Raw genomic sequence first — 26,339 nt, 5'->3', positions numbered from 1 at the left:
CCTAGCGGACCCTTCGTCGTCATGCATGCCGGCATGCACCTGATCACGGGGCGCCGGCCGTGACCGGCGCCGCGGCGAGGCTTACTTGCCGACTTACTCGCCGAGGTAGGCCGCGCGCACCTTCGGGTCGTTCAGCAGCGTCTTGCCGTCGCCTTCCATCGTGATCGCGCCCGACTCCATCACGTAGCCGCGGTTGGCCAGTTCCAGCGCGCGGCTGGCGTTCTGCTCGACGAGCAGCACGGTCACGCCCTGCTGGTGGATGTCGTTCACGACCTCAAAGATCTTGTCGACCATGATCGGCGACAGGCCCATCGACGGCTCGTCCAGCAGCAGCAGCTTGGGACGCGCCATCAGCGCGCGGCCCATGGCCAGCATCTGCTGCTCGCCGCCGGACATCGTGCCCGCGAGCTGGTTGCGCCGTTCCTTGAGCCGCGGGAACAGGCCGAAGACCTTCTCGATGTCGGCCTCGATCTCCTTGTCCTTGCGGATGAAGGCGCCCATCTGCAGGTTCTCGGTGATCGTCATGCGCGTGAAGGTGCCGCGGCCTTCGGGCACCATCACCAGGCCCTGCTTGGCCAGGTTCCAGGCGCCCTGGCCCTTGATCGACTGGCCCAGGAACTTCACGTCGCCGACGTTGAGCGGCTGCAGTCCGGTGATGGCCTTGAGCGTGGTGGTCTTGCCCGCGCCGTTGGCGCCGATGAGCGAGACGAGCTCGCCCTCGCGCACGACGAAGTCCACGCCCTTGACCGCCTGGATCCCACCGTACGCGACCTTGAGGCCCTCGACCTGGAGGAGGATGTTGTCTGCCATCTTTTCGATTTCCTTGGGTCGCGCTCAGGGAGCCGCGTGGACTTCTTGCGCCGCATGGGCGCCGAGGTAGGCCTCGATCACCTTGGGGTTGCGCTGCACGTCGGCCGGCGTGCCTTCGGCGATCTGCTTGCCGTAGTCCAGCACCGAGACACGGTCGCACAGGCCCATCACCAGCTTCACGTCGTGCTCGATCAGCAGGATCGTGCGGCCGTCGTTGCGGATGCGGTCGATCAGCTCGCGCAGCACGACCTTCTCGGTCGCGTTCATGCCGGCGGCGGGCTCGTCCAGCGCGATCAGCTTCGGATCGGTGGCCAGCGCGCGCGCGATCTCGAGGCGACGCTGGTCGCCGTAGGACAGCGTGCGCGCCTTGAAGTCGGCATGCCGGCCGATGCCGACGTAGTCCAGCAGCTCGCGGGCGCGGGCGGTGATCTCGGCCTCTTCCTTCTTGAAGCCCGGCGTGCGCAGCACCGCGCCGATCAGGCCCGAGTGCGTGCGCACATGGCGCCCGACCATCACGTTCTCCAGCGCGGTCATGTCGGCGAACAGCCGGATGTTCTGGAAGGTCCGCGCGATGCCGGTCTTGGCGACCTGGTGCACCGCCTGCGGCTTGTAGGGCTGGCCGCCGAGCTCGAACGTGCCGCCGTCGGGCACGTAGAGCCCGGTGATCACGTTGAAGAAGGTCGTCTTGCCGGCGCCGTTGGGTCCGATCAGGCCGTAGACCTGGCCCTGCTTGATCTCGATGCCCACATCCGACAGCGCCTGCAGGCCCCCGAAGCGCTTGGAGGCGCCGGCCACTTTCAGTACGGTTTCAGTCATTGGTTCTTGCTCCTGGCGCGGGTCAGGTGGCGTTGATCGCATTGCCGGCATTCGCGGGCGGCTGCGCGCCCGGCGGCAGCGGCCGCGACTTGCCGTGCTCCGGCGAGGGCCACAGGCCGCGCGGACGGATCAGCATGATCACGATCATGGCCAGCGCCACCAGCAGCTGACGCAGGATGGACGCGTCCAGGCGGCCGTCGGTCATCTCCTGCAGCGGGCCGGCGACGTAGCGCAGCACTTCCGGCAGCGCGGCCAGCAGCAGCGCCCCCAGGATCACGCCAGGGATGTGGCCGATGCCGCCCAGCACCACCATGGCGACGATCATGATCGACTCCTGCAGGCTGAACGATTCCGGCGAGACGAAGCCCTGGAACGCGCCGAACATCGAGCCCGCCACGCCGCCGAAGGTCGCGCCCATGCCGAAGGCCAGCAGCTTCATGTTGCGGGTGTTGATGCCCATGGCCTTGGCGGCGATCTCGTCCTCGCGGATGGCCATCCAGGCGCGGCCGATGCGCGAGTTCTCGAGCCGGTAGCAGACCAGCACCGAGCCCACCACCAGCGCCAGGAACAGGTAGTAGTACATCGACACCGAGTTGACGGCGAAGCCGAGGATCTCGTGGTTCTGGCTGAACTCGAAGCCCCAGAAATGGACGCCGTCGATCTGGCCGATGCCGCGCGGGCCGTTGGTGATGTTCAGCGGATATTCCATGTTGTTCAGGAACACCCGGATGATCTCGCCGAAGCCCAGCGTCACGATGGCCAGGTAGTCGCCGCGCAGCTTCAGCGTCGGCGCGCCCAGCAGCACGCCGAACAAGCCCGCCAGCAGCGCCGCCAGCGCGATCGCCAGCAGCAGCGGCAGATGCAGCCCGTTGGGGAAGGCGGCGGCGATGTGCTCGAAGTTCTCCGCCAGGTGCGGGCTGTTGAGCAGCGCGAACAGATACGCGCCCACCGCGTAGAACGCGACGTAGCCCAGGTCGAGCAGGCCGGCGTAGCCGACGACGATGTTCAGGCCCAGGGCCAGCAGCACGTACAGCAGGGCCAGGTCGATGATGCGGACCGGGCCGTTGCCGAACTGCTGCGCGAACAGCGGCAGCACCAGCAGCAGCGCGCCGGCGATCAGGAAGGTGATCAGCTTGGAGGATTTGGTCTGGAACATGTGCGGCTCCTCAGGCGCGGTCGGCGACGCGTTCGCCCAGCAGGCCGGACGGCCGCAGCGTCAGCACCAGGATCAGCGCGATGAAGGCGAAGATGTCGGAGTAATGGCTGCCCAGCACGCCGCCGGTCCAGTCGCCGAGGTAGCCGGCGCCGATGGCCTCGATCAGGCCCAGCAGCACCCCGCCGACCATCGCGCCGGCCAGGTTGCCGATGCCGCCCACCACCGCGGCGGTGAAGGCCTTCAGGCCCGGCAGCACGCCCATCGTGTGCTGCGCGGTGCCGTAGTTGGCGGCCCACATCAGGCCGGCCACCGCGGCCAGCGCGGCGCCGATGATGAAGGTCAGCGAGATCACCGCGTCGGGCTTGACGCCCATCAGCGAGGCGACGCGCGGGTTCTCGGCCGTGGCGCGCATCGCGCGGCCCATCTTCGTGTGGTTCACCAGGAACAGCAGGCCGCCCAGGATCACGACCGTCGTCACCAGGATCACGATCTGCGTCACCGTGATCACGGCGCCGCCGATGTGGATCGGATCAGCCGGCAGCAACTGCGGGAAGGGCTTGGGGTTCGGCTTCCAGATGATCATCGCCAGCGTCTGCAGCAGCAGCGACATGCCCATCGCGGTGATCAGCGGCGCGAGTCTGGGCGCGCTGCGCAGCGGCCGGTAGGCGATCTTTTCGATCGTGTAGTTGAGCAAGGTGCAGATCACGACCGCGCAGAGCAGCGCGATCAGCATCAGCGCCCAGCCGGGCAGGCCCAGCGACGCCAGCGCCGTGACCACGGTCCAGCTGACGAGGGCCCCCACCATCAGCACGTCGCCGTGCGCGAAATTGATGAGGTTGATGATGCCGTAGACCATCGTGTAGCCCAGCGCGACGAGGGCATACATGCTCCCCAGCACCAGGCCGTTGATGATCTGCTGAAAAAGTATCTCCATAAGGCCCCAGCATGTAGTTGGACGCGGCTCGCACCGCGTGACGGCGCTTCGGGGTGCAACCCCCGTGCCAAGCGCTGCGTTTCAAGGGTATTCACCGACAAGGTGACATCCGTGCGTACGAGGCGACGTTGTGTTCCCAGTCTCGGCGACGCAACGAGGTGCGGAAATCCGCACAAACCGCCTAGCCAGCCGGGCGATTCCTCGCCAGTCACAAAAAAGCCGCCGCGCCGGGTGCAAGGCGTGCGCCAAGTTGGGCACACTGGGCGTCGATTTTTCGTCTCCCATGCCCTCGGTCGCCTCCTCCTCCTTCGCCTCGACATCGGTCCGCCAGCGGCTGGCGCATTTCCTCGGCCGGCCGACCTTCTACCTCTACCTGACCGGTGTGCTGATGCTGCTGGGCCTGCTGCTGGGCCATCGCTTCAGCGAACGCGCCAGCCTGGACCAGCTCAGCGCGCTGGCCACCGAACGGCTGGAGCTCTACGCGTCCAACCTGCAGACCGAACTCGGCCGCCACGCCTATCTGCCCAGCCTGCTGGCCATCGACGGCGATGTGTCGCGCCTGGTCGAACATCCCGAGGACGAGGCCCTGCGCAAGGCCGCGAGTCTGCTGCTGGCCCGGGTCAACGTGCGCGCGGGGACGACGCAGATCTTCGTCGCCGATCCGGACGGCCGCGTGCTCGCGGCCAGCGAGCCGCTGACCCCGCCGCTGCGGCTGCAGCAGGCGATCGAGCAGGACCGGCACCACTTCTTCGCCTCCGACGCCGGCCAGACGGGGCTGAGCGGCTCGACCAACTTCTTCCTGCTGCATCCGCTGCGACGCAACCAGCAGCTGCAGGGCGTGATCGTCGTGAAGCTCAACCTGGCGCCGCTGGAGTCGACCTGGGTGGACCTGGGGCTGCGCTCGCAGGGGGAGCGGATCCTGGTCTCGGACGACCAGGGCGTGGTGATCATGAGCTCGGTCGAGGACTGGCGCTACGCGGTGCTGAACCGCGCCGACGCGTCCGAGCGCGACCGCCTGCAGGCCAGCGCGCGCTACCCCAAGGTGGGGCCGGACCTGGGCCTGCCGGGCGCGCTGGAGGCCTACAACAGCCTGCTGGTGCGGGCGCCGGCGCCGGCCAGCGCGACACTGCTGGCGCAGGAGCGGCAGCTGCTGCCGCTGGGACTGCGGCTGCTCGCCCTGTCCGACCTGTCGGAAGTGCGGCGCCAGGCACGCCTGGCGGCGTGGAGCGGCGCGGCCTTCGGCGCGGCGATCGGCATGCTGCTGCTCTACCTCGCGTCGCGACGGCGCGCGCTGCGGCAGCTCTTCCACGCGAAGACCGAATTGCAGAACGCGCATGCGCAGCTGGAGCTCATCGTCGATGAACGCACGGCGGAACTCCGCCAGACCAACGAAGAATTGCTCGACCAGATCGCCCAGCGCCGACAGGCCGAGGGCGAGCTGCTGCAGACCAGCAAACTGGCGGTGCTGGGGCAGATGTCGGCGGGCCTGTCCCATGAAGTGAACCAGCCACTGACGGCGCTGCGCGCGCTGGCACGGAATTCGCAGAGGTTGCTGGAGGCCGGCCGCACGCAAGCGGTCGCGGACAACCTGCAGACGATGGACGACATGGTCGAGCGGATGGGTCAGATCACGCGCCAGCTCAAGAGCTTCGCCCGCAAGGCGGAGCCCTCGCGCACGGCGGTGTCGCTGCTGGCGAGCGTGAACAACGCGAGACTGCTGCTGGAGCACCGCACGCGTCAGCTGGACCTGCCCGTGGAGGTCGACGTGCCGCCGGGGCTGCGCGTCAGCGCCGAATCCAACCGGCTGGAGCAGGTGCTGGTGAACCTGCTGGCCAACGGCATCGACGCGATCGCGTCGGAGCCGGCGCACGATGGCCACGAACGGCGGCTGCGCGTCGCGGCCGTGCCGACGGACGACGGCCGGCGCGTGCTCGTGCAGGTGCAGGACACGGGACCGGGGCTCAGCGAATCGCTGCTGCCGCGGCTGTTCGAGCCGTTCTTCACCACCAAGCCCGCCGGCGAAGGCCTGGGGCTGGGGCTGGTGATCTCGTCCAAGATCGTCCACGAGTTCGGCGGCGCGCTGCGGGCGCACCGCCTGGACCATGGCATGTGTTTCGAGTTCGACCTGGAGGTCGACACCTGGCAGGCCGAGGAGGGGCAGTATGTTTGAAGGCTACAAGGTCGTGTTCGTCGAGGACGACCTGCCGGTGCGGGTCAGTCTGACCCAGACGTTGGAACTCGAGGGGCTGGCCGTGGTGCCGTGCCGCTCGGCGGAGGAGGCGCTGCCGCATGTGCAGCCCGGCGCGCAGGTCATCGTCATCACCGACGTGCGCCTGCCCGGCATGGATGGACGCGCGCTGCTGGCGCACGTGCAGGCGACCGATCCGCAGATCCCGGTGATCCTGATCACCGCGCACGGCGACGTGAACATGGCCGTGCAGGCGATGCGCAACGGCGCCTACGACTTCATCGAGAAGCCCTTCGCGCCGGAGCGGCTGCTGGACACGGCGCGGCGCGCGCTGGACCTGCGCCTGATCCGCCACTCGGCCGACGAGTTGCGCGCGCAGTTGTCGGCGGCCAGCGGCATCGAGGCGGCGCTGCTCGGCAAGTCGGCCGCGATGCAGCAGTTGCGGCGGCAGGTGCTCAACCTGGCGTCGACCTCGGCCGACGTGATGATCCTCGGCGAGACCGGCACCGGCAAGGAACTGGTCGCGCGCTGCCTGCACGACCAGAGCCCGCGGCGCGATCGCAACTTCGTCGCGATCAACTGCGGCGGCTTGCCCGAGGCGCTGTTCGAGAGCGAACTCTTCGGCCATGAGTCCGGCGCGTTCACGTCGGCGGGCAAGCGCCGCATCGGCAAGATCGAACACGCCAACGGCGGCACGCTGCTGCTCGACGAGATCGAGACCATGCCGGTCGCGTTGCAGATCAAGCTGCTGCGCGTGCTGCAGGAACGTCGCGTGGAACGGCTCGGCTCCAACGAGGAACAGGTCATCAACGTCCGCTTCATCGCGGCGAGCAAGGCCGACCTCAAAGAGATGGGCGAACGCGGACAGTTCCGCAGTGACCTCTACTATCGGCTCAACATCGCTACGCTGGTGCTGCCGCCGCTGCGCGAGCGCCGCGAAGACATCCCGCTGCTGTTCGAGCACTTCGTCGCCCAGGCCTGCAAACGCTACGAGCGCGACGCGCCCGAACTCACGCCCGAGAAGCTTCGCGAACTCATGGCCCACGACTGGCCAGGCAACGTGCGCGAGATCCGCAACGCGGCCGACCGGTTCGTGCTGGCGCTCGATGACCTCGATTCATCGGCCGCGATCCAGGCCGTGCCCAACCTGGCACTGGCGCGTCAGATGGAAATGGTCGAGAAAGCACTCATCGAACAGGCGCTGCGGCGCTCAGGCGGCAAGGTGCCGGCGGCGATGGAGCTGCTCGGGACACCGCGCAAGACGCTCTACGACAAGCTGCACCGCCACGGGATCCAGCTCGACGACTTCCGCTGATCCGCTAATCCGCTGAACGCGAGCCCGCTCTTCTTCCCCCTCTCCCGCTTCTTACCCCTCTCCCGCTTGCGGGAGAGGGCGGGGGTGAGGGCCAGCGGCGGTGGAAGTGCGGAATCCCTCTTCCTTCCCCCTCTCTGCGTCCGCATGGGGGAAAGATTTTCCCGGCTCCGCCGCGAAAACCCTTCCCCCATACACCGACACAGCACCGCCCTTCGACGGTCGCGCACCAAGGACTTCGGAAGACGTTGTTCGTGGCGTTCGGGCCTTCAGACGTTCGGCCTTCAGGCGGCCTGACGCGACGTGAGCGGCGCAGCATCCAGCACCGCCTTCAACTGATCGATCGTCGCGGGCTTGACCAGGTAGGCGCTCGCGCCGCGACGGATCGCCTCGGCGGCATCGCCAGGATCGGACGTGCCTGTCAGCATGACCACCGTCATCGGTCCCTGCAGCAAGGCCTCCGTCAGGAAATCCATGCCCTGCCCGTCCGGCAGCGCCCGGTCCAGGATCAGGACGTCCGGCCGGTGTTCGGCGATGCGCTGGCGCGCTTCGCGCAAGGTGCCGGCAGTGGCGGCGGTGTAGCCCTCCAGTTCGAGGAGGATGCCCAGCGTTTCGCTGGACTCGAGGTTGTCGTCGACGATGACGGCGTGGGGAGGCATGGCAAACCCTGCGGCAAGAGGTCCACGGAACAAGCCGGCGGGCGCGGCGCGAGCCGGCGCGCGACGAGCGTGCGATAAGAGGAATCGGGGCGACTCGGCAAATGGCGTGCCTCCCTCGACGACTCCCCTCTGAAGGACGGTTCGACATTCTTGCCGCGATCGCTCGCGTGCGCTGGACCCCTCGTCCGTAGGGGGCGGGACGGATGTTTGCCCTGGGCCTTTCTGACCATAATCCGCGCCTTCGCGGAGAGGGGTTGCGGCAAGTCCTCAACGTGCCCAACCCGCGACGCGCGCCCGCCTTGTTTGCCGAGCTTCATGACGACGACCGACGCCACGATCGACACCGACCTGCTCCCCCGCCTGCGCCGCAGCACCGGGCCGCTGCATGACGACATCGAGGCGCTGCTCCGGCTGGAGGCGCCGATGCCGCTAGTCCGCTACGGCCGCATCCTGCGCGGCTTCCACGAATTCCTGCAGCTGTGGGAACCGCGCGCGCGCCAGGCGCTGCCGGAGCGGCTTCGCCCCTGGTTCGACGCCCGTGTGCGATCACCGTTCGCCGCGCACGACCTCGCCGCGCTCGAGATGCCGGAGGACGCCGCGGACACCGCGATGCGCGCGTCGGCGCTCGCGGCGCTGCACGGGCTGCGGCTGGACTCGCCGGCGGCGGCCTTCGGATCGCTGTACGTCATCGAGGGCTCGGCGCTGGGCGGCCAGGTGCTGACGCCGAAGCTGCTGGCCGCGCACGGCCTGACCCCCGAGCACGGGGCGGCCTACTTCCATGGCTTCGGCACGCGGACCGGCGCGATGTGGCGCGAGTTCCGCCAGCTCGCCCAGGCCGAAGCCGGCGGCAACGAAGACGATCGCACCACCGTCTGCCACGCGGCGGTGGAGACCTTCCGTGCGTTGATCGCGACCTTCGGGCCGCTGGACGCGCCAGCAACGTCCGCAGCGCCGCCGAGGTCATGATGAATACCGACACGCTGGCGACGTCGCCGACGGACCTGCAGGTCGCGCAGTGCGCGAGCGAGCCGATCCGCATCCCCGGCGCGATCCAGCCGCACGGCTGGTTGGCGGTGGTGGACTGGCGCAACGGCGGCCTGGTCGCGTTCAGCGAGAACTGGTCGACCTTGCTGCAGTCCACGCCGGACATGCTGGCCGCGCGCATCGAAGGCGCGCTGGACGCGGTCAGCGGTGTGCGGCCGGGGCTGATCGACGGCGAAGGCCCCGTGTCCTGCGGCACGTTGACGATCGGCGGACGGCGCCTGCACGTGTCGGGCCACCGGCTCGGCGGGCTGGCCTACTTCGAGCTGGAAGCCGACACCGACGACGCCGGCAACCGCGCGCCGATCTACAGCCTGGCGCGACACCTGGTGCCGATGATGCAGCGCACCGACGCGGTGAACGAACTCTGCCGCATCGTGGTCGCGGAGATGAAGCGCCTGACCGGCTTCGGCCGCTGCCTGGCTTACCGCTTCGACGCGGACGGCCACGGCGAGGTGCTCGCCGAGGCGCTCGACCCCGGCTACGAGGCCTACGCCGGCCACCGGTTCCCGGGCTCGGACATTCCGCCGCAGGCGCGCGAACTCTACCGCATCAACCACATCCGGCTGATCGCCGACGCGCACTACGAGCCGGTGCCGGTGCGCTTCGTCGACGGGCGCGACGGCACGGCGCTGGACCTGTCGCAGGCCGCGCTGCGCAGCGTGTCGCCGGTCCACCTCGAGTACATGCGCAACATGCGGACGCTGGCGTCGATGTCGGTGTCCATCATCGTGGACGGGCAGCTGTGGGGACTGGTGTCCTGTCACGACCATGCGCCGCGCCAGTTGTCCTGGCAGGCGCGCATGGCCTGCGAGCACCTGGGCCAGCTGCTGTCGCTGCAGATCGAGGCCAAGGAAGAGAACGAGCAGGTCACCGAGCAGTTGCGGCTGCGTCAGCAGACGCTGGCGATCGTGGCGCACCTGGCCGACAGCGACGCCACGCTGCAGCGCCTGGTCGAGGAACCCGGCCCGCTGCTGCGCCTGGCGCGCGCCACCGGCGCCGCCGTGATCCTGAACGACAGCTGCTGGGCCGTCGGCGAGACGCCGGACCACGCCACGCTGCTGGCACTCGGCCAATGGCTGGGCAACCGCATCGACCAGGTCTGGCACAGCGACCGGCTGCCGGTGGAGGCGGCGTCGCTGGGCAGCGAGGCAGGCGACGAGATGGGCAACGCGGCCGGCGACAAGATGGGCAACCCGCTGGGACCGACGGCGGGGCTGCTGGCGATCTCGATCTCGAAGCTGCATCGGCATCACATCGTCTGGTTCCGGCCCGAGATCGTCCAGACCATCCTTTGGGCCGGCGACCCGCGCAAGGAATCGTCCATCGGCGAAGACTCGCGGCTGCATCCGCGCCGCAGCTTCGCCAGTTGGAAGCAGCAGGTCAGCGGCCGGTCCCTGCCCTGGACGCCAGGCGAGGTCCACGCAGTGCAGGAACTGCGGCAGGCGCTGATCGGCATCGTGCTGCGGCGCGCCGAGGAGATGGCTGAGGTCGCGATGGAACTGGGCCGCGTCAACAAGGAGCTGGAAGCCTTCTCCTACACCGTCTCGCACGACCTGCGCGCGCCGATGCGCCACATCGCGGGCTTCGTCGACCTGGTGCTGGAGATGGAGGGCGGCGCGCTGTCCGAGCGCTCCCGCCGCTACCTGGCGCATGTGAAGGAGGCCTCCGCGCATGCCGGCCAGTTGGTGGATGCGCTGCTGGATTTCTCGCGCATGGGGCGCTCGGCGATCAAGCCCGGCTCGATCAACACGGACCACCTGATCGACGACCTGATCGCGGAGCAGAACACGCTGAACAAGGACCGCCGCATCGAGTGGGCCGTGTCACGCCCGCTGCCGCGGCTGTGGGGCGATCCGATCCTGCTGCAGGTCGCCGTCCGCAACCTGGTCTCCAATGCCGTCAAGTACACGCGGCCGCGCGATCCGGCGCGCATCGAGATCGCCGGCTTCGAGACCGGGGACGGCGTCGGACTCAGCATCTCGGACAACGGCGTGGGCTTCCAGATGAAGTACGTGAACAAGCTGTTCGGCGTGTTCCAGCGCCTGCACCAGACCGAGTCCTTCGAAGGCACCGGCATCGGCCTGGCGAGCGTGCGACGCATCGTCGAGCGGCACGGCGGCCAGGTCGAGGCCTGGGGCGAAGCCGACCGCGGCGCACGCTTCCGCTTCACGCTGCCCACCCGCGAGATGGCGGAAGCCCAAGCCATCGACCCCGCCCCCGGCCACGGGGCATTCCCCCCTGACGGTGCCGCCGTGACCGACTTCGAGCGATCGGTCGGCACCGGCAACTCCCTTCTCTGACCCCCAAGCCCCCCCCGAACGCCATGCTCAAGCCCATCCTGCTTGTTGAAGACGACGCCCGCGATCTCGAACTGACGCTGGTCGCCCTCGAACGCAGCCAGCTCGCCAACGAAGTGATCATCGTGCGCGACGGCGCCGAGGCGCTGGACTACCTGAACCGCGAAGGCGTCCACGCGGACCGCGCCGAGGGCAATCCGGCCGTCATCCTGCTGGACCTGAAACTGCCGAAGGTGAACGGGCTGGAGGTGCTGAAGGCGGTCCGCGCCACGGAACGGCTCAAGAGCATCCCGGTGGTGATGCTGACCTCGTCGCAGACCGAGTCGGACGTGGTCCACAGCTACGAGCTGGGCGTGAACGCGTATGTCGTGAAGCCGGTGGAGTTCAAGCAGTTCGTCGCGGCGATCGCGGACCTGGGCGTGTTCTGGGCCGTGCTGAACGAACCGCCGCCCGGATCGCTGCGCGCCACGCGCCGCTACGAATGAGCCATGACTGACACGTCACCGCCGCCCGACGACGCGGGTTCGCCGCCGCTGGAGATCCTGCTGCTGGAGGACTCGACCTTCGACGCCGAACTGCTGCTCGCGTCGCTGGAGACGACGCATCCCCGCGCACGGGTGACCTGGGTGAAGGACGAGCCGCAACTGCTGGGCGCGCTGGAGACACAGCGCTTCGACCTGATCCTGTCCGACTACCAGTTGCCGGGCTTCACCGGGGCGGAGGCGCTGACGCTGGCGCAGCGGCTGGTGCCCGGCACGCCCTTCATCTTCGTGTCCGGCGTGATCGGCGAGGAGAACACGGTGGAGCTGCTCAAGCGCGGCGCCACCGACTACGTGATGAAGGGCCGGCTGACGCGGCTGCCGGTCGCGATCGACCGCGCGCTGCGCGAGGTGCGCCAGCGCGAGGCGCAGATCCAGGTCGAGGCGCAACTGCGCGAGGCCGACGCGCTGTATGCGCGGGTGGTCGATTCGCTGCAGGACCACGCGGTGATCCTGCTGGACACCGAAGGCCGCATCCGGGACTGGAACCGCGCGGCGGGGATGATCTTCGGCCATGCGCTGGACGACGTGCGTGGCATGTCGGCGGAGATCCTGCTGACGCCGGAAGACCGCGCGGCGGGCGTGCTGGAGAACGAACTGGCGCAGGCGCTGACGCAGGGCGCGGCGCGCGACGACCGCTGGCTGATGCGGCAGGACGGCACGCGGCTGCGCGCCGAGGGCGTGGTGACGCCGCTGTTCAGCGCGGCGGGCGTGACGACGGGGTTCTCGAAGATCATCCGGGACACGACGCCGGCCTACGAGGCGCAGCAGGCGCTGCGACAAGGCAAGGAAGAGGCGGAGCGGGCCAACGAGCTCAAGGACCAGTTCCTCGCGGTGCTGTCGCACGAGCTGCGCTCGCCGCTGAGCGCGATCACCGGCTGGGCGGACATCCTGACCAATTTCTCCGACGCTCATCCGCTGCTGGGCAAGGCCTCCACGGTGATCCGGCGCAACGCGCAGCTTCAGGCGCGGATGATCAACGACCTGCTCGACATGAGCGCGGTCGTGGCCGGCAAGCTGATGCTGCAGACGACGCCGATGGACCTGGCGGCGCTGGCGGCGGACTCGGTGCTGGGCGCGCTGCACGAGGCGCAGGGCAAGGGCGTGGCGCTGAACTGCCATGCGGCCGCGCCGGTGTGGATCCCGGGCGATGCGCAGCGCCTGTCGCAAGTGATCACGAACCTGATCGGCAACGCCATCAAGTTCACCGAGAGCGGCGGCCGCGTCGACGTGCAGGTCGAGGTCGAGAACGGCTGCGCGCTGCTGCGCGTGCGGGACACGGGTCGCGGCATCTCGCCGGAGTTCCTGCCCTTCGTCTTCGACCGGCTGCGGCAGGAGGACGGCTCGAAGACGCGCAAGGTCGGCGGCCTCGGCCTGGGCCTGGCGATCGCGCGCGCAATCGCGCAACTGCACCAGGGCCGCATCAGCGCCGACAGCCCGGGCCCGGGCCGCGGCGCGGTCTTCGAGCTGCGCCTGCCGATGCTGGCGGAGCAGGCCCTGGCGCCCTCGCCGTGCGCGGAGCCGGTGGAGTTGTCGGAAGACACGCTGTCGGGCGTGCGGGTGCTGCTCGTCGATGACGAGGAGGACGCGCGCGAGGTCGGCCAGGTGGCGCTGAGCCGCCTGGGCGCGAAGGTCAGCGTGGCGACGAGCGCGGCGGAGGTGCTGTCGCGGCTCGAAGATGGCGAGGAGCACTACGACCTGCTGGTGTCCGACATCGGGATGCCGGAGATGGACGGGCGCTCGCTGATCCGCGCGGTGCGGCAGCTGCCGGGAGGCAGCCCCGACAAGCTGCCGGCGGTGGCGCTGACGGCCTTCGCGATGGTCGCGGATCGGCAGGAAGGCCTCGCGGCCGGGTTCCAGGGCTACGTGGCCAAGCCGATCGAACTGGCCGCGCTCACGCGCGCGGTGCAGGAAGCGCTGGGGCGCAAGGCGGGCGGGGATTGAGGGTCAGCGTCGAGGACCAGCGGCAGTCAGTGCACGGCGCTTGTGCGGTCGAAACGGTTCCGCAGATTCGCGAGGTTGCAACCGAGGTCGATAGCGGGCTTGTACCCCCATGTACTGCGCCTTAGTGACGGCGCCACTCTTATAGAGGTCGAAGAACGTTCCGCGCATCATCAGCTGAGAAATGTTCAGGGACTTGTGCATCGCAATCCATTTCGAAGAGGTGTCCAGAATCAACGTGGCACTCGCGCGCCCTTGCATCGAGCGACAAGAAGTGCCGAGCGACCTCTCGGCAATCCTGCTCCGTCTGGCGATCCATATTCGCCTGATCGCTCTTGGTGAAACCGTAAACGAAAAACCAATGCCCCGATTGACGAGTGGCCACGATCGTCCGAAAGCCACCACGCTTTCCTTGACCATTTCGAGCAACGCGCTTCTTCACCAGACCGCCGCCAAGCCTCGCATCGATCAATCCCTGCGCCATCTCGTGCACAGCTCGACACAGATCGGTTTCCGCAAGCCCGTACTGATCCATCCAGCGCCTGAACCAACGCACCACGTACACCGCCACATCGACCTCCGCGCATCACTGCGATGAAGGTCAGTGCCAGGTCTTGCGTGCGAACGATTCGTTCTGAAGACGGCCTACTGATGGGGGGCGTGGCGCCAGCCCGATTTCAGAATGTGGATCTGCGGCGTACCAGACTCGGCACGGCCAGCAGGACGATCAACACCGCCTCGAAGAGATCGAAGGCGAAGGGACCGTCCGATGCGTACAGCTCCATCACGTGGCGCCAGCCGAAGAAGACGATGCTGAGCGCATACAGCACCAGCAGCAGCACCGCGCCGATGCGGCGCACCGGTTGCGGCACGAGCAGCATGATCAGCAGCCCCGCGAGCACACCCGCCGGCACGAGCGCCCAGAACGGCGGGGACGCATACGTGAACGCGTAGGCAAAGAGCCGGAAGCAGATCACGGCGATGACGGTCAGCGTCAGCAGCACCGTGAGCAGCACGCGAAGGGCCTTGAGGAGCGCCTCGAGCGACTGCGTTTCCTGATTCATGAACTCATCCTGATGCCGGTTGATCGAGGACCGATTGTGACGCCACGGCCCCTGCCCTCGGCTCAAGGGCTCGCCACAAGCGGAACGGGCCGCGCCCCTTTCGAAGTGCGGCCCGCGATCAGCGGATGTCGTTGCGGACGTCGATCCGGATCAGAACCGCTGCGACTGCATGTAGTCGTCGAAGCCCGCTTCCGCGAAGCGGAACCACAGGTTCTGGTCACGCCGGAAGTTGGCGTAATCCTCGTAGACCTTCTTCCAGTTCGGGTTCTTCGCCGACAGCTCGGCGTACAGCGCCATCGACTCCTTGAACGCCAGGTCCATCGTGTCCTTCGGGAAGCGCATCAGCTTGGTCTTGGCCGCCACCAGTTGCTTGAGCGCCTGCGGATTCAGCACGTCGTACTTGGCTTGCATGTCCACATGCACGTACGCGGACGCCGCTTCCACGATCGCCTTGTACTCGGGCGACAGCCCTTCATAGGCCTTGGTGTTGATGAAGAAGTCGACCTGCGGGCCGCCCTCCCACCAGCCGGGGTAGTAGTAGAACGGCGCGACCTTGTTGAAGCCCAGCTTCAGGTCGTCGTACGGACCGACCCATTCCGCGGCGTCGATCGTGCCCTTCTCCAGCGCCGAATAGAGCTCGCCGCCCGGCAGGTTCTGCGGCACGCCGCCCATGCGCTCGATCACCCGGCCGGCGAAACCGCCGATGCGGAACTTCAAGCCCTTGAAGTCCGCCGCCGACTTGATCTCCTTGCGGTACCAGCCCGCCATCTGCGCGCCGGTGTTGCCGCCGGGGAAGTTGATGATGTTGTAGTTCCGGTAGAACTCGCGCATCAGCTTCAGGCCGTTGCCGTGGAAGGTCCACGCCGTCATCTGCCGCGAGTTCAGCCCGAACGGGATGGACGCGCCGATCGCGAAGGTCTCGTCCTTGCCGAAGAAGTAGTACGGCACCGTGTGCGCGATCTCGACCGTCGCGTTCTGCACGCCGTCGACCACGCCGAACGCCGGCATCAGCTCGCCGCCCGCATGCACGCTGATCTGGAACTTGCCGCCGCTCAGCTCGCTGACCTTCTTGGCGAAGACCTCGCCGCCGCCGTAGATCGTGTCGAGTTGCTTGGGGAAGCTCGACGCCATCCGCCACCGGATGTTGGCCTGCGCATGCACGATGGCCGGTGCCGCACCTGCGGCCAGCACGCCGGCCAGGCCGGCATTCTTGACGAACGAACGACGCTCCATGAAGTCTCCTTTTTCGTTGGTATGGAGCACCCTCCTGGGTGCCCGAGCGAAAACAGGATTAACCACTGGACGGCTGGCGTCAACCTGACAACCACCACCCCACACACCGCCGACGGATCACGGAAGCCCGAGAGGCCCGAGAGACCCGAAAGACCCAGGAGGCCCAGGAGGCCCGGAAGGCCGGCAGGCCCGAGGAGGAATGCGGAGCCTGCGACGCGATTGACGACGCGGGCCTGCCGGCCTTCCGGGCCGGCGCTCGGTGATCGCAGGACGGAACGCCGCGTCAGGCGCCGGCGAGCTTCATGTTCTCCAGCAGGATCGATCCCACCGTCTTGCTGCCCAGCGTGTAGGTATCGGCGCCGATGCCCACGATCTGCTTGAACATCTCCTTGACGTTGCCTGCGATCGTGATCTCGTTGACCGGGAAGGCGATGACGCCGTTCTCGACCCAGTAGCCGCTCGCGCCGCGCGAGTAGTCGCCGGTCACGTAGTTGACGCCCTGCCCCATCAGCTCGGTGACGAACAGGCCGGTGCCGAGGCGGCGCAGCATCGTCGGCAGATCGTCGCCGGGTGCGGTCGCCTTGCTGCGCATCGTCAGGTTGTGCGAGCCGCCTGCGTGGCCCGTCGTGCGCAGGCCCAGCTTGCGCGCCGAATAGGTCGACAGGAAGTAGCCCTTGAGCACGCCCGCCTCGACCACGGTGCGGGCCTTGGTGACCACGCCCTCGTCGTCGAAGGGCGAGCTGCCCTTGCCCTTGACGATGTGCGGATCTTCGACGACCTCCACATGCGGCGACAGGATCTGCTGGTCCAGGCTGTCGAGCAGGAAGCTCGCACGGCGGTAGAGCGCGCCACCGCTGGTGGCCTGCACCAGCGCGCCGAGCAGGCCGGCCGCGACCGGGGCCTCGAACAGCACCGGCACGCTGGCCGTCTTGACCTTGCGGCCTTTGAGTCGCGCCAGCGCACGCTCGGCGGCGTAGCGGCCGATCGATTCGGCGGAGGAGAGATCCGCCGCGTCACGCATCGAGCTGTACCAGGCGTCGCGCTCCATGCCCGCGCCACGGCCAGCGATCGGCGCCACCGACACGGAATGCCGCGAACTCGCATACCCGCCGCGGAAACCGCGCGAGTTGCCCGAATAGAAGTGCGACTGCTGCGCCGAGACCGCCGCGCCTTCCGAGTTGGTGATGCGCGCGTCCGTCTTCAGCGCCGCGTCCTCGCAGCGCAGCGCCAGCTCGGCGGCCTGCTCGGCGGTGATCGCCCACGGATGGAAGAGGTCCAGCGACGGCCGCGCCGCTTCGTCGAGCGACAGGTCCTGCTCGTCCGGCAGGCCGGCGAATTCGTCCTCGGCCGTGAAGCGCGCGATGTCGTAGGCCGCGCGCACGGTGTCCTTCAGCGCCTGCGGCGAGAAGTCCGAGGTGCTCGCGTTGCCTCTGCGCTGGCCCAGGTAGACCGAGATGCCCAGCGACTTGTCGCGGTTGCGCTCGACGTTCTCGAGCTGGCCGCGCCGCACCGACACCGACATGCCGCTGCCTTCGGAGACTTCCGCGCCGGCGTCGCTGGCGCCCTGGCGTTTGGCCTCGGCGAGCACGTCCTCGATCAACTGGCGGAAATGGTCCTGGCTGTAGGCGAATCCTTGCTCGGCTTGACTCATGAATGCGGTCTCTTTGGAAAGCAGCGCGGCCTGGGGGAATCCGAGGCCGCGGCGGGGTGGCGACTATCATACGGGCGCTGTGCCCCGCCCTTCCGGTCGGGGCTTCTCGCTTTCTTCCCCTCATGAACGCCGACCACGACGACCACGACGACCGCGCGGACTTCGACGACTTCGAAGACGACCGCCCCAGCAAAAGCCAGCTCAAGCGCGACATGGACGCGCTGCAGGCGCTGGGCGAAGAACTGCTCACGCTGCCCGAGAAGCGCGTGGCCGCGCTCGACCTGCCGGAATCGCTGCTTGATGCGATCAAGGAAGGCCGCCGCATCGTCGCCGGCACCGCCCGCAGCGGCAAGAAGCGCCACCTGCAGCTGATCGGCAAGCTGATGCGCCAGGTCGACCCCGAACCGATCCGCGAGGCGGTCGCCGAGTTCAAGCTCGGCCGCGCGCAGGACTCGCTCGAACTGCACCAGGCCGAGCGCTGGCGCGTGCGACTGGTCGAGGACGACAACGCGCTGCAGGGCTTCCTCGACGCCTTCGACGAGGTCGATACCCAGCAGCTGCGCAGCCTGATCCGCGCCGCCCGCAAGGACCGCGCCCAGGCGCCCGAGCAGCGCAACGGCCGCGCCTGGCGCGAGCTGTTCCAGTTCGTGAAGGGCCACGTGCTCGCGGGCAAGGGCGACGCGGTCGACGACTCGGAAGCGGCCGGCGAGGATGACGATGAGTGAGCCCGCGGCCCTGCCGGCTGACGGCGTGGCGCTGCCCCCGCCGGAGCCGGTGCGCATCGGCATCGTCTCGATCAGCGACCGCGCCTCCAGCGGCGTCTACGAGGACAAGGGCCTGCCCGCGCTGCAGGACTGGCTGCGCTCGGCGCTGATCAATCCGATCGAGTTCCAGCCGCGGCTGATCCCCGATGAACGCGAGCTCATCGCGCGCACGCTGCGCGAGCTCGTCGACGAGACGCGCTGCGACCTCGTGCTCACCACCGGCGGCACCGGCCCCGCGATCCGCGACGTCACGCCCGAGGCGACCGTGGACGTCGCCGACCGCGTGATGCCGGGCTTCGGCGAGCAGATGCGGCAGATCTCGCTGCGCTTCGTGCCCACCGCGATCCTGTCGCGCCAGGTCGCGGTGATCCGCGGCCAGGCCTTGATCATCAACCTGCCGGGCCAGCCCAAGGCGATCGCCGAGACGCTGGCCGGCCACGAGGCCGCCAGCGGCATCTTCGCCGCGGTGCCGTACTGCATCGACCTGATCGGCGGCCCCTACCTTGAAACACGCGACGCGATCTGCGCCGCGTTCCGTCCCAAGACCGCCCAACGGCCCAAGCGCCCGGGCTGACCACCCCCGCGGCCTCCACGAGGGGCCTCCACAAGAAGCACGCACTGAGCAACACCCCATGAAGATCACCAAGGACACCATCGCCACCGTCGAACTGAAGGTCGCGAACAAGCTCGGCCAGATCATCGAGAAGACCGACGAGCCGATGGCGCTGCTGATCGGCGGCTACGGCAACACGCTGCCGGTCGTCGAAGCCGCGCTGGAAGGCCAGGAGAAGGGCTACGCCACCACGATCGAGCTGACGCCCGAGACCGGCTTCGGCGAGCGCGACGAGAGCCTGCTGATCACGATCCCGAAGAAGGACTTCCCGCCCGGCGTGAAGGTCGGCGGCCAGATCCAGATCCGTCAGGCCAAGGAAGGCGAGGAAGAGCCGGCGGCCGACGATGGCTTCCATGTCTTCACCGTCGTGAAGGTCAAGGGCGACACCGTGCACCTGGACGGCAACCACCCGCTGGCCGGCCAGCACCTGAAGATCAGCGTGAAGGTCACGGACGTCCGCGCCGCGTCGCAGGAAGAGATCGAGCACGGTCACGCGCACGGCGCGCACGGGCACCATCACTGACCTGTCCCCGCTCTTCGCGCTGCCACTCCTCTTTCCCCCTCTCCCGCTTGCGGGAGAGGGTGGGGGTGAGGGCCAGCGGACGAGGCAGTCAGCAAGAAGTCTTCAGCACTTCCACCGCCGCTGGCCCTCACCCCTGCCCTCTCCCGCAAGCGGGAGAGGGAGTGAGCCAGGCTCTGCCGCTTGGCGAATCCAACGGCTCACTTCACCAGCCGCGACAACTCCGCCGCGTCGAAGTGCTCGCCCTGCTGCGCGCCTTGCGGCACGCAGTCCCTGCGCTCTTCCTCGGACAGCTTCGCGATCGCCTGCCACAGCAGCGCGATCTGGTGCTCCTGGGTCGAGGCGTTGTCGATCAGGCCCTTCATGGCCAGCGCCACCGGGTCGTCGCCCTGCGTCACGCCGTAAGCCGAGAAGCCCATGCGCGCCGCCGCCTCCTCACGTCTGGCATCGAGCTTGGCCTCGATGACGCGCGCCGGATTGCCGACCGCCGTCGCGCCCGGCGGCACCGGCTTGGTGACCACCGCGCCGGAGCCGACGCGCGCGCCCTCCCCGACCGTGAAGCCGCCGAGGATGCAGGCATTCGCGCCGACGATCACGCCGCGCTCCAGCGTCGGGTGCCGCTTGGCGCCCTTCACCAGCGAAGTGCCGCCCAGGGTCACGCCCTGGTAGATCGTGACCTCGTCGCCGATCTCGGTCATCTCGCCGATGACGACGCCCATGCCGTGGTCGATGAACACGCGCCGGCCGATGGTCGCGCCGGGGTGGATCTCGATGCCGGTCAGGAAGCGGCCGACGTGGGAGGTGAAACGTCCCAGCCAGCGCAGGCCACGGAGCCAGAACCAGTGCGCACAGCGATGCACCACCAGCGCGTGCAGACCCGGATAACAGGTCAGCACCTCCCAGGCCGAGCGGGCGGCGGGGTCGCGTTCGAGGATGCAGGCGATGTCTTCGCGAAGACGCTGGAACATGGTGGGGGGACCCGATGGCAGCCCGCGAGGGGCTGGAGCTGAGGGTCGGCCAGTTTAGCGGCGGGTCCCGACCTTGCCGGCCGCAGGCCTACTGGGCTGCCGCGCGGGCACCACGACCTCGCCTATTCGTCTCCCCCGAGTGCGGGGGGCGTGCCGGCGGCGGGGTGGGTCTTCTCGATCGCACGGGCGATGCCGCGCAGGATGTGGACCTCTTCCTTCGTCAGCCCGGCGCGGTTGAAGAGCTGGTTCAGCCGCGGCATCAGCTTCTTGGGTGAGGCCGGGTCGAGGTAGCCCAGGTGGACGAGGCTGCCTTCCAGATGCGTCAGCAGCCCCTGGACCGCCTGCGCGTCGGCCAGTTGCGGATCGGCCGTGCGCGGCGCCACCGCGTAGCCGCCCAGCGCCTGGCGCCAGTCGTAGGAGATCAACTGGACCGCCTGCGCCAGGTTCAGCGAGCCGTAGTCCGGATGCGTCGGGATCGACAGCACCGCATGCGCGCGGTAGACGTCCTCGTTGCTCATGCCGTAGCGCTCGGAGCCGAAGAGGAAAGCCACCTGATGGGGGAGCGGCTCCCCCATCGCCAGTTCGGCGAACAGCGATCTGGGCTCGCGCGTCGGCGGTCCGAAATCGCGCGGCGTCATCGCCGTGGCGCAGACGAAGGTACAGCCGTCGAGCGCGTCCTCGACGCGGTCGACGATGCGCGCGCGGGCCAGGATGTCGGCCGCGCCGCTGGCCATGGCCACCGTCTCCTCCTGGCTCAGCACGTCGGCGAAGCGGGGCCGCACCAGCACCAGGTCGCGGAAACCCATCACCTTCATCGCCCGCGCGGTCGAGCCGACGTTGCCGGGGTGGCTGGTCTCGATCAGCACGAAACGTGTCGGATCCGACGTCGGAGGGCGGGCGGTCGTGCCGGAGTCAGCCGGGGGCATAGGGGAAACCACGAGTCTGTGTCAAAATGGTCGATTATCCGCGCCGGTCCCCTCGCTCGCGATTCAATTCGCGCCCGAGGTTCTGACCACAGGCCCCAGGGCCGACGCACGCTCTTTCCTTTCGCCAGTCCACTTCCCACAGGAACCGTCCCGCATGACGCAAGCCGCTCACCATCCCATGCTCAACGTCGCCATCAAGGCGGCGCGTACCGCCGGCGCGATCATCAACCGCGCGTCGATGGACCTGGACATTCTGAAGATCAACACCAAGTCGCCCAACGACTTCGTGACCGAAGTGGACCAGGCCGCCGAGCAGGCGATCATCGAGACGCTGCTGCAGGCCTACCCCGACCACGGCATCCTGGCCGAAGAATCCGGCCGCGAATACGGCGCGAGGCACTCCGAGTACCAGTGGATCATCGACCCGCTGGACGGCACGACCAACTTCATCCACGGCCTGCCGTTCTACTGCGTGTCGATCGCGCTGGCGCACCGCAACATCGTGCAGCAGGCCGTCGTCTACGACCCGACCCGCAACGACCTGTTCTACGCGACCAAGGGCCGCGGCGCCTACCTGAACGACAAGCGCATCCGCGTCAGCAAGCGCACCCGCATGAGTGACGCGCTGATCGGCACGGGCTTCCCGTTCCGCCGCGGCGACAACTTCAAGCGCTACCTGAAGATGTTCGAGGACGTCATGACCCAGGTCGCCGGCGTGCGCCGCCCGGGCGCGGCCGCGCTGGACCTGTGCTACGTGGCCGCGGGCCACTACGACGGCTTCTTCGAGACCGGCCTGAACCCGTGGGACGTGGCCGCGGGCTCGCTGATCATCCAGGAAGCGGGCGGCCTGGTCGGCAACTTCACCGGCGAACCCGACTTCCTGCATCAGCGCGAGATCGTCGCGGGCACGCCGCGCATCTACGGCCCGCTGGTGCAGATCCTGGCGCCGTATACCCGCGTGATCACGCAGGACGCGCTGGACGCGGACGCGGACGCGGCTGCGGGCGGCGAGCCCGCTGACAAGGCAGCCCCCCGGAAGAAGGCCGCGGCCACCACCGAAGGGGGAAGCGAGGCGCCGAAGAAGCGCGCGCCGGTGCGCATCAAGAAGAACGACGGCGGCGCGGAAGCCTGATTCCATCGGCCTTCCCGACGATCCGCGGCGTCCTTGACGCCGATCAACGAAGCCCTCCCCTTGGAGGGCTTTGTCGTTTTTGGCGCGAACGGTTGGAGCGCGAGCCGCTGGAGCAGACCTAGCATGGCTGCAAGCATTTCGCACAACGACCCGTGAGGTGAACGCCATGCCCTCCACCGCCAAGAAGATCTCCGAATACATCCTGGCCCATTTCCTAGAGATCGGTGACCCGATCACGACGGCCAAGCTGCACAAGCTGCTGTACTACGTGCAGGGCTGGCATCTCGCCCACTTCCAGGAGCCCGCCTTCGAAGACCGGATCGAGGCGTGGATGCACGGCCCCACATGCCCTGCCATCGAGCAGCTCTACGACGGTCATTGGCATGTACCCATCGTCAAGCGCACTCCTCCGCCGGAAGACCTGGGCGAGCGATTGCAGAAGCTGGTCGAAGAGATCCTGGAGATCTACGGCGAAGACACGGGATACGCCCTGCATCAGCGCACCCGCAACGAACCGCCTTGGAACGAAGCACGCAAGGGCCTGTCGCGACATGATGACTCGTGCACGGCGGTGATTTCCCATGCCTCGATGCAGCGATTCTTCGCAGCAGAGGGCACTCGCCAGGAGGTCGCATGAACACCAGGAAGACTCCTTCGCGGGCGCAGGTCATTCGAGAGCATCTGGAACAGAAACTTCCGGACCCCTGCCTCCGCTTCTCTTTCAAGCACCTGCAGACCACTCCCAAGTTTGGTTTGCCTGACCTTGACCATGCTGCGTCCTACTTGCGGCAACTGCTCGACCGTTTGCAAGCGGTCTCGACCCTGCATCCGGCGGAATTCCGAACGTCCAAGGGAAAATCTCTTCGCGCGCATCGCCACCTCTGGAGCAAGACCACCGAACAGAATGGCTTTGCCCACCTGCCGCCCTCCTGGCAGCGTGAGGAAGCCTGGCAGTTCCAACTGAGCGCCAACAAGCACGGTCGCGTTCACGGCATCCTGGTCGACGAAGTGTTCTACATCGTCTGGCTCGATCCCGAACACCGTCTCTACCAGTGATACCGGCAGCCCCGATCATGTCCAGCCATGCCCTACACTCTTCTCCCAGTCAGCCACCACAGCGCCCTCCGCACGAGGGCGTTGTCCATTTCCCGTCCGCACCGCTCCCGATGACCAGCGCCGTCCCTGCCGATTTCAGCCACCACACGCCGATGATGCAGCAGTATTTCGGCCTCAAGGCCGAGCATCCGGACACACTGCTCTTCTACCGGATGGGGGACTTCTACGAGGTCTTCTTCGACGACGCCCGCAAGGCCAACGCGCTGCTCGATGTCACGCTGACCACCCGCGGCCAGAGCGGCGGCGAACCGGTCGTCATGGCCGGCGTGCCGGTGCATTCGCTGGAGTCCTACCTCGCCAAGCTGCTCAAGCTGGGTGAGTCCGTCGCGATCGCCGAGCAGACCGGCGAAGTCGGCGCCACCAAGGGGCCGGTCGAACGCAAGGTCGTGCGTGTCGCCACGCCCGGCACCGTCACGGAATCCGAGCTGCTCGCCGACAAGCAGGACTCGATCCTGCTGTCCATCGCCACGCAGGGCAAGACCTTCGGCCTGGCCTGGCTCTCGATGACGCAGGGGCAGATCGGTCTGGCGCAGTGCGGCGAACGCGATCTGCCCTCGTGGATCGCCCGCCTGTCGCCGGCGGAGGTCCTGGTCGATCGCGAGAAACATCCGCAGGCAGTGCTGGGCGCCAAGCTGCCGATCACCAATCGCCAGAGCTGGCAGTTCGATACGAACCTGGGCAATCGCAAGCTCTGCGAGCAACTCGGCGTTGCGAACCTGCAGGGCCTCAACGCGCAGGACCTGCCCGCCGCGCATGCGGCCGCCTCCTGCCTGCTGTCCTATGCCGAGAGCACCCAGGGCAGCCGCGCGCTGAGCCACGTGAAGAGCCTGCGCGTGCTGCGCGCGTCCGACCTCCTGGACCTGCCGCCCGCCACCCAGCGCAACCTGGAGTTGACGCAGACGCTGCGCGGCGAGACCTCGCCGACGCTGCTGTCGCTGCTGGACACCTGCCGCACCGGCATGGGCAGCCGCGCGCTGCGTTTCTGGCTGCTGCACCCGGAGCGTGAACGCACGGTCGCCCGCGAACGTCAGGAGGCCATCGCCGAACTGATGAGCACCGGCTTCGAGCCGCTGCGGGAAGCCTTCCGGCAGGTCTCCGACGTGGAGCGCATCGCCGCGCGCATCGCGCTGCGCCAGGTGCGTCCGCGCGAACTCGCCGGCTTGCGCGCGACCTTGCTGATCCTGCCCGAACTCGCGCAGACGGTCCCTGCCGGCGCGAAGTTGCTCGACGAGTTGTCCGAAGGCCTGCGCGCCTCGCCGCACATCGCGGAGCTGTTGAGCCGCGCGATCGCGGAAGAGCCGCAGGCGCTGATCCGCGAAGGCGGCGTGATCGCCAAGGGCTTCGACGAGGAGCTCGACGACCTGCGCGCCGTGCAGACCGACTGCGACCAGTTCCTGCTCGCGATGGAAGTCCGCGAACGCGCGCGCACCGGCATCGGCAACCTGCGGGTCAAGTTCAACAAGGTGCATGGCTTCTACATCGAGGTCACGAACAGCGGCCTCGAGAAGATCCCCGCCGACTACACCCGCCGCCAGACGCTGACGAACGCCGAGCGCTTCATCACCCCCGAGCTCAAGGCCTTCGAGGACAAGTCGCTGTCCGCGAACGAACGCGCGCTCGCCCGCGAGAAGATGCTCTACGAGATGGTCATCGACCAGCTCACCGAGGAGATGCCGGCGCTTGGACGGCTGGCGCGCTCGCTGGCGTCGCTGGATGTGCTGGCCGCGCTCGCGGAACGCGCCGCCACGTTGAACTGGTGCCGCCCCGAGTTCGTCCCGCATCCCTGCATCGACATCCAGGGCGGCCGCCATCCGGTGGTCGAGGCCCGCCTGCGCGAGACCGGCGCCGGCGAGTTCATGGCCAACGACTGCCGGCTCGACGCGCGCACCAAGCTGATGGTGATCACCGGCCCGAACATGGGCGGCAAGAGCACCTTCATGCGCCAGGTCGCGCTGATCGCGCTGCTGGCGGCCATCGGCGCCTACGTGCCGGCGACCGCCTGCCGGCTGGGGCCCATCGACGCGATCCACACGCGGATCGGCGCGGCGGACGACCTGGCCAACGCGCAGTCCACCTTCATGCTGGAGATGACCGAAGGCGCCGCGATCCTGCACAGCGCGACCGAACAGTCGCTGGTGCTGATGGACGAGATCGGCCGCGGCACCTCGACCTTCGACGGCCTGGCGCTGGCCGGCGCGATCGCCACCCACCTGCACGACAAGTGCCGCGCGTTCACGCTGTTCGCGACGCACTACTTCGAGCTGACCGAGTTCCCGGCCAAGCATCCGCAGGCGGTCAACATGCATGTCTCGGCGGTCGAGAGCGGCGAGAACATCGTCTTCCTGCACGAGATCCAGCCCGGTCCGGCGAGCCGCAGCTACGGCGTGCAGGTGGCGCGGCTGGCCGGCATGCCGGGTCCGGTCGTGCGGCAGGCCCGCGCGGCGCTCGAAGCCCTTGAAGCCCGCGCCACCGAGGGCGAGACGCAGATCGACCTGTTCGCCCCGCCGCCGGAGCCAGCGCCGGGCGCGGTGGCCGAGGAGCCGTCCGAGCTGCTGGACGCGCTGCGGGACCTCGATCCCGACGCGCTGAGCCCCCGCGAGGCCCATGCGGCGCTGTACCAGCTCAAGCTGCTGGCCGCCGGCCGGCACTGAACCCT

Annotated in this window: 24 protein-coding genes; 13 read left to right on the top strand and 11 right to left on the bottom strand. The window is 68.3% G+C overall.

The window, feature by feature from the left end; genetic code table 11:
- Positions 1–93: 93 nt before the first annotated feature.
- The 4 genes from ACQ4L4_RS02905 to ACQ4L4_RS02890 are packed head-to-tail and all read right to left on the bottom strand — an operon-like array spanning position 94 to position 3,716.
- Positions 94–810: an ABC transporter ATP-binding protein gene (locus ACQ4L4_RS02905; RefSeq protein ID WP_431102697.1), complete on the bottom strand. Its 717-nt coding sequence runs from the start codon at positions 808–810 to the stop codon at positions 94–96.
- Between the two features lie 24 nt (positions 811–834).
- Positions 835–1,626 (bottom strand): ABC transporter ATP-binding protein, encoded by a 792-nt coding sequence (locus tag ACQ4L4_RS02900; protein WP_377155881.1) that lies wholly within the window; start codon positions 1,624–1,626, stop codon positions 835–837.
- Between the two features lie 22 nt (positions 1,627–1,648).
- Entirely contained in the window at positions 1,649–2,782 is a 1,134-nt protein-coding gene (locus tag ACQ4L4_RS02895) for an ABC transporter permease subunit (RefSeq protein ID WP_431102696.1), read from the bottom strand.
- Positions 2,783–2,792: 10 nt separating this feature from the next.
- On the bottom strand, positions 2,793–3,716 hold the full coding sequence (locus tag ACQ4L4_RS02890; protein WP_431102695.1) for a branched-chain amino acid ABC transporter permease: 924 nt from the start codon (positions 3,714–3,716) through the stop codon (positions 2,793–2,795).
- Between the two features lie 283 nt (positions 3,717–3,999).
- Between ACQ4L4_RS02890 and ACQ4L4_RS02885 the strand changes: the two genes are divergently transcribed.
- Positions 4,000–5,886, top strand: a complete 1,887-nt coding sequence (locus ACQ4L4_RS02885) for a sensor histidine kinase (protein WP_431102694.1) — start codon at positions 4,000–4,002, stop codon at positions 5,884–5,886.
- Positions 5,879–7,219, top strand: a complete 1,341-nt coding sequence (locus ACQ4L4_RS02880) for a sigma-54-dependent transcriptional regulator (RefSeq protein WP_377155886.1) — start codon at positions 5,879–5,881, stop codon at positions 7,217–7,219. The genes ACQ4L4_RS02885 and ACQ4L4_RS02880 overlap by 8 nt, the downstream gene beginning before the upstream one ends.
- A 281-nt stretch (positions 7,220–7,500) precedes the next feature.
- Here ACQ4L4_RS02880 and ACQ4L4_RS02875 read toward each other — a convergent pair whose 3' ends face one another.
- Positions 7,501–7,875 carry a response regulator gene (locus ACQ4L4_RS02875; RefSeq protein ID WP_431102692.1) on the bottom strand — a complete coding sequence of 125 codons (375 nt, stop codon included), beginning with the start codon at positions 7,873–7,875 and terminating at the stop codon, positions 7,501–7,503.
- Positions 7,876–8,190: 315 nt separating this feature from the next.
- Between ACQ4L4_RS02875 and ACQ4L4_RS02870 the strand changes: the two genes are divergently transcribed.
- The 4 genes from ACQ4L4_RS02870 to ACQ4L4_RS02855 are packed head-to-tail and all read left to right on the top strand — an operon-like array spanning position 8,191 to position 13,699.
- On the top strand, positions 8,191–8,841 hold the full coding sequence (locus tag ACQ4L4_RS02870; protein ID WP_431102690.1) for a biliverdin-producing heme oxygenase: 651 nt from the start codon (positions 8,191–8,193) through the stop codon (positions 8,839–8,841).
- The gene (locus tag ACQ4L4_RS02865; RefSeq protein WP_431102689.1) at positions 8,841–11,219 is read left to right on the top strand and encodes an ATP-binding protein; all 2,379 of its coding nucleotides are present in this window, start codon (positions 8,841–8,843) and stop codon (positions 11,217–11,219) included. Before ACQ4L4_RS02870 ends, ACQ4L4_RS02865 begins: the two co-directional genes overlap by 1 nt.
- A gap of 23 nt (positions 11,220–11,242) precedes the next feature.
- Positions 11,243–11,701, top strand: coding sequence for a response regulator (locus ACQ4L4_RS02860; protein ID WP_377155894.1), 459 nt, complete (start codon positions 11,243–11,245; stop codon positions 11,699–11,701).
- A 3-nt stretch (positions 11,702–11,704) separates the two neighbouring features.
- Positions 11,705–13,699: a response regulator gene (locus tag ACQ4L4_RS02855; RefSeq protein ID WP_431102688.1), complete on the top strand. Its 1,995-nt coding sequence runs from the start codon at positions 11,705–11,707 to the stop codon at positions 13,697–13,699.
- A gap of 139 nt (positions 13,700–13,838) precedes the next feature.
- Here the strand turns inward: ACQ4L4_RS02855 and ACQ4L4_RS02850 are convergent, their stop codons facing one another.
- The 4 genes from ACQ4L4_RS02850 to pmbA form a co-directional block, all read right to left on the bottom strand.
- On the bottom strand, positions 13,839–14,231 hold the full coding sequence (locus tag ACQ4L4_RS02850; protein WP_431104852.1) for a type II toxin-antitoxin system RelE/ParE family toxin: 393 nt from the start codon (positions 14,229–14,231) through the stop codon (positions 13,839–13,841).
- 142 nt (positions 14,232–14,373) lie between these two features.
- Positions 14,374–14,760 (bottom strand): hypothetical protein, encoded by a 387-nt coding sequence (locus tag ACQ4L4_RS02845; protein ID WP_431102687.1) that lies wholly within the window; start codon positions 14,758–14,760, stop codon positions 14,374–14,376.
- Between the two features lie 150 nt (positions 14,761–14,910).
- Positions 14,911–15,993, bottom strand: coding sequence for a TRAP transporter substrate-binding protein (locus ACQ4L4_RS02840; RefSeq protein WP_067270047.1), 1,083 nt, complete (start codon positions 15,991–15,993; stop codon positions 14,911–14,913).
- A gap of 283 nt (positions 15,994–16,276) precedes the next feature.
- Positions 16,277–17,644 (bottom strand): metalloprotease PmbA, encoded by a 1,368-nt coding sequence (pmbA, locus tag ACQ4L4_RS02835; protein ID WP_377162023.1) that lies wholly within the window; start codon positions 17,642–17,644, stop codon positions 16,277–16,279.
- Positions 17,645–17,766: 122 nt separating this feature from the next.
- Here pmbA and yjgA point away from each other — a divergent pair, with 122 nt between their 5' ends.
- The 3 genes from yjgA to ACQ4L4_RS02820 are packed head-to-tail and all read left to right on the top strand — an operon-like array spanning position 17,767 to position 19,544.
- On the top strand, positions 17,767–18,369 hold the full coding sequence (gene yjgA, locus ACQ4L4_RS02830) for a ribosome biogenesis factor YjgA (protein WP_431102686.1): 603 nt from the start codon (positions 17,767–17,769) through the stop codon (positions 18,367–18,369).
- The gene (gene mog / locus ACQ4L4_RS02825) at positions 18,356–18,982 is read left to right on the top strand and encodes a molybdopterin adenylyltransferase (RefSeq protein ID WP_431102685.1); all 627 of its coding nucleotides are present in this window, start codon (positions 18,356–18,358) and stop codon (positions 18,980–18,982) included. The genes yjgA and mog overlap by 14 nt, the downstream gene beginning before the upstream one ends.
- A gap of 58 nt (positions 18,983–19,040) precedes the next feature.
- Entirely contained in the window at positions 19,041–19,544 is a 504-nt protein-coding gene (locus ACQ4L4_RS02820; protein ID WP_431102684.1) for an FKBP-type peptidyl-prolyl cis-trans isomerase, read from the top strand.
- 197 nt (positions 19,545–19,741) lie between these two features.
- Here the strand turns inward: ACQ4L4_RS02820 and cysE are convergent, their stop codons facing one another.
- On the bottom strand, positions 19,742–20,509 hold the full coding sequence (gene cysE, locus ACQ4L4_RS02815; RefSeq protein ID WP_431102683.1) for a serine O-acetyltransferase: 768 nt from the start codon (positions 20,507–20,509) through the stop codon (positions 19,742–19,744).
- 122 nt (positions 20,510–20,631) lie between these two features.
- Positions 20,632–21,435, bottom strand: coding sequence for an RNA methyltransferase (locus tag ACQ4L4_RS02810; RefSeq protein ID WP_431102681.1), 804 nt, complete (start codon positions 21,433–21,435; stop codon positions 20,632–20,634).
- A 154-nt stretch (positions 21,436–21,589) separates the two neighbouring features.
- On the opposite strand from ACQ4L4_RS02810, the gene ACQ4L4_RS02805 reads away from it, so the two are divergent.
- The 4 genes from ACQ4L4_RS02805 (at position 21,590) to mutS (ending at position 26,334) form a co-directional block, all read left to right on the top strand.
- A complete protein-coding gene (locus tag ACQ4L4_RS02805) occupies positions 21,590–22,567 on the top strand; it encodes an inositol monophosphatase family protein (protein WP_377155908.1) in 978 nt (325 codons plus the stop codon).
- A gap of 166 nt (positions 22,568–22,733) precedes the next feature.
- Positions 22,734–23,204 carry a Panacea domain-containing protein gene (locus ACQ4L4_RS02800; protein ID WP_431102680.1) on the top strand — a complete coding sequence of 157 codons (471 nt, stop codon included), beginning with the start codon at positions 22,734–22,736 and terminating at the stop codon, positions 23,202–23,204.
- Positions 23,201–23,623, top strand: a complete 423-nt coding sequence (locus ACQ4L4_RS02795; RefSeq protein ID WP_431102679.1) for a hypothetical protein — start codon at positions 23,201–23,203, stop codon at positions 23,621–23,623. The genes ACQ4L4_RS02800 and ACQ4L4_RS02795 overlap by 4 nt, the downstream gene beginning before the upstream one ends.
- A gap of 110 nt (positions 23,624–23,733) precedes the next feature.
- Complete coding sequence (gene mutS, locus ACQ4L4_RS02790; RefSeq protein WP_431102677.1) at positions 23,734–26,334, top strand: DNA mismatch repair protein MutS; 2,601 nt, start codon at positions 23,734–23,736, stop codon at positions 26,332–26,334.
- Positions 26,335–26,339: the final 5 nt, after the last annotated feature.

This window comes from Roseateles noduli (assembly GCF_050626985.1).
Taxonomy (GTDB): Bacteria; Pseudomonadota; Gammaproteobacteria; order Burkholderiales; family Burkholderiaceae_C; genus Roseateles; species Roseateles noduli_A.
Note: the sequence above shows the minus strand (reverse complement) of the source record. Positions and strands in the feature narration are given on the sequence as shown.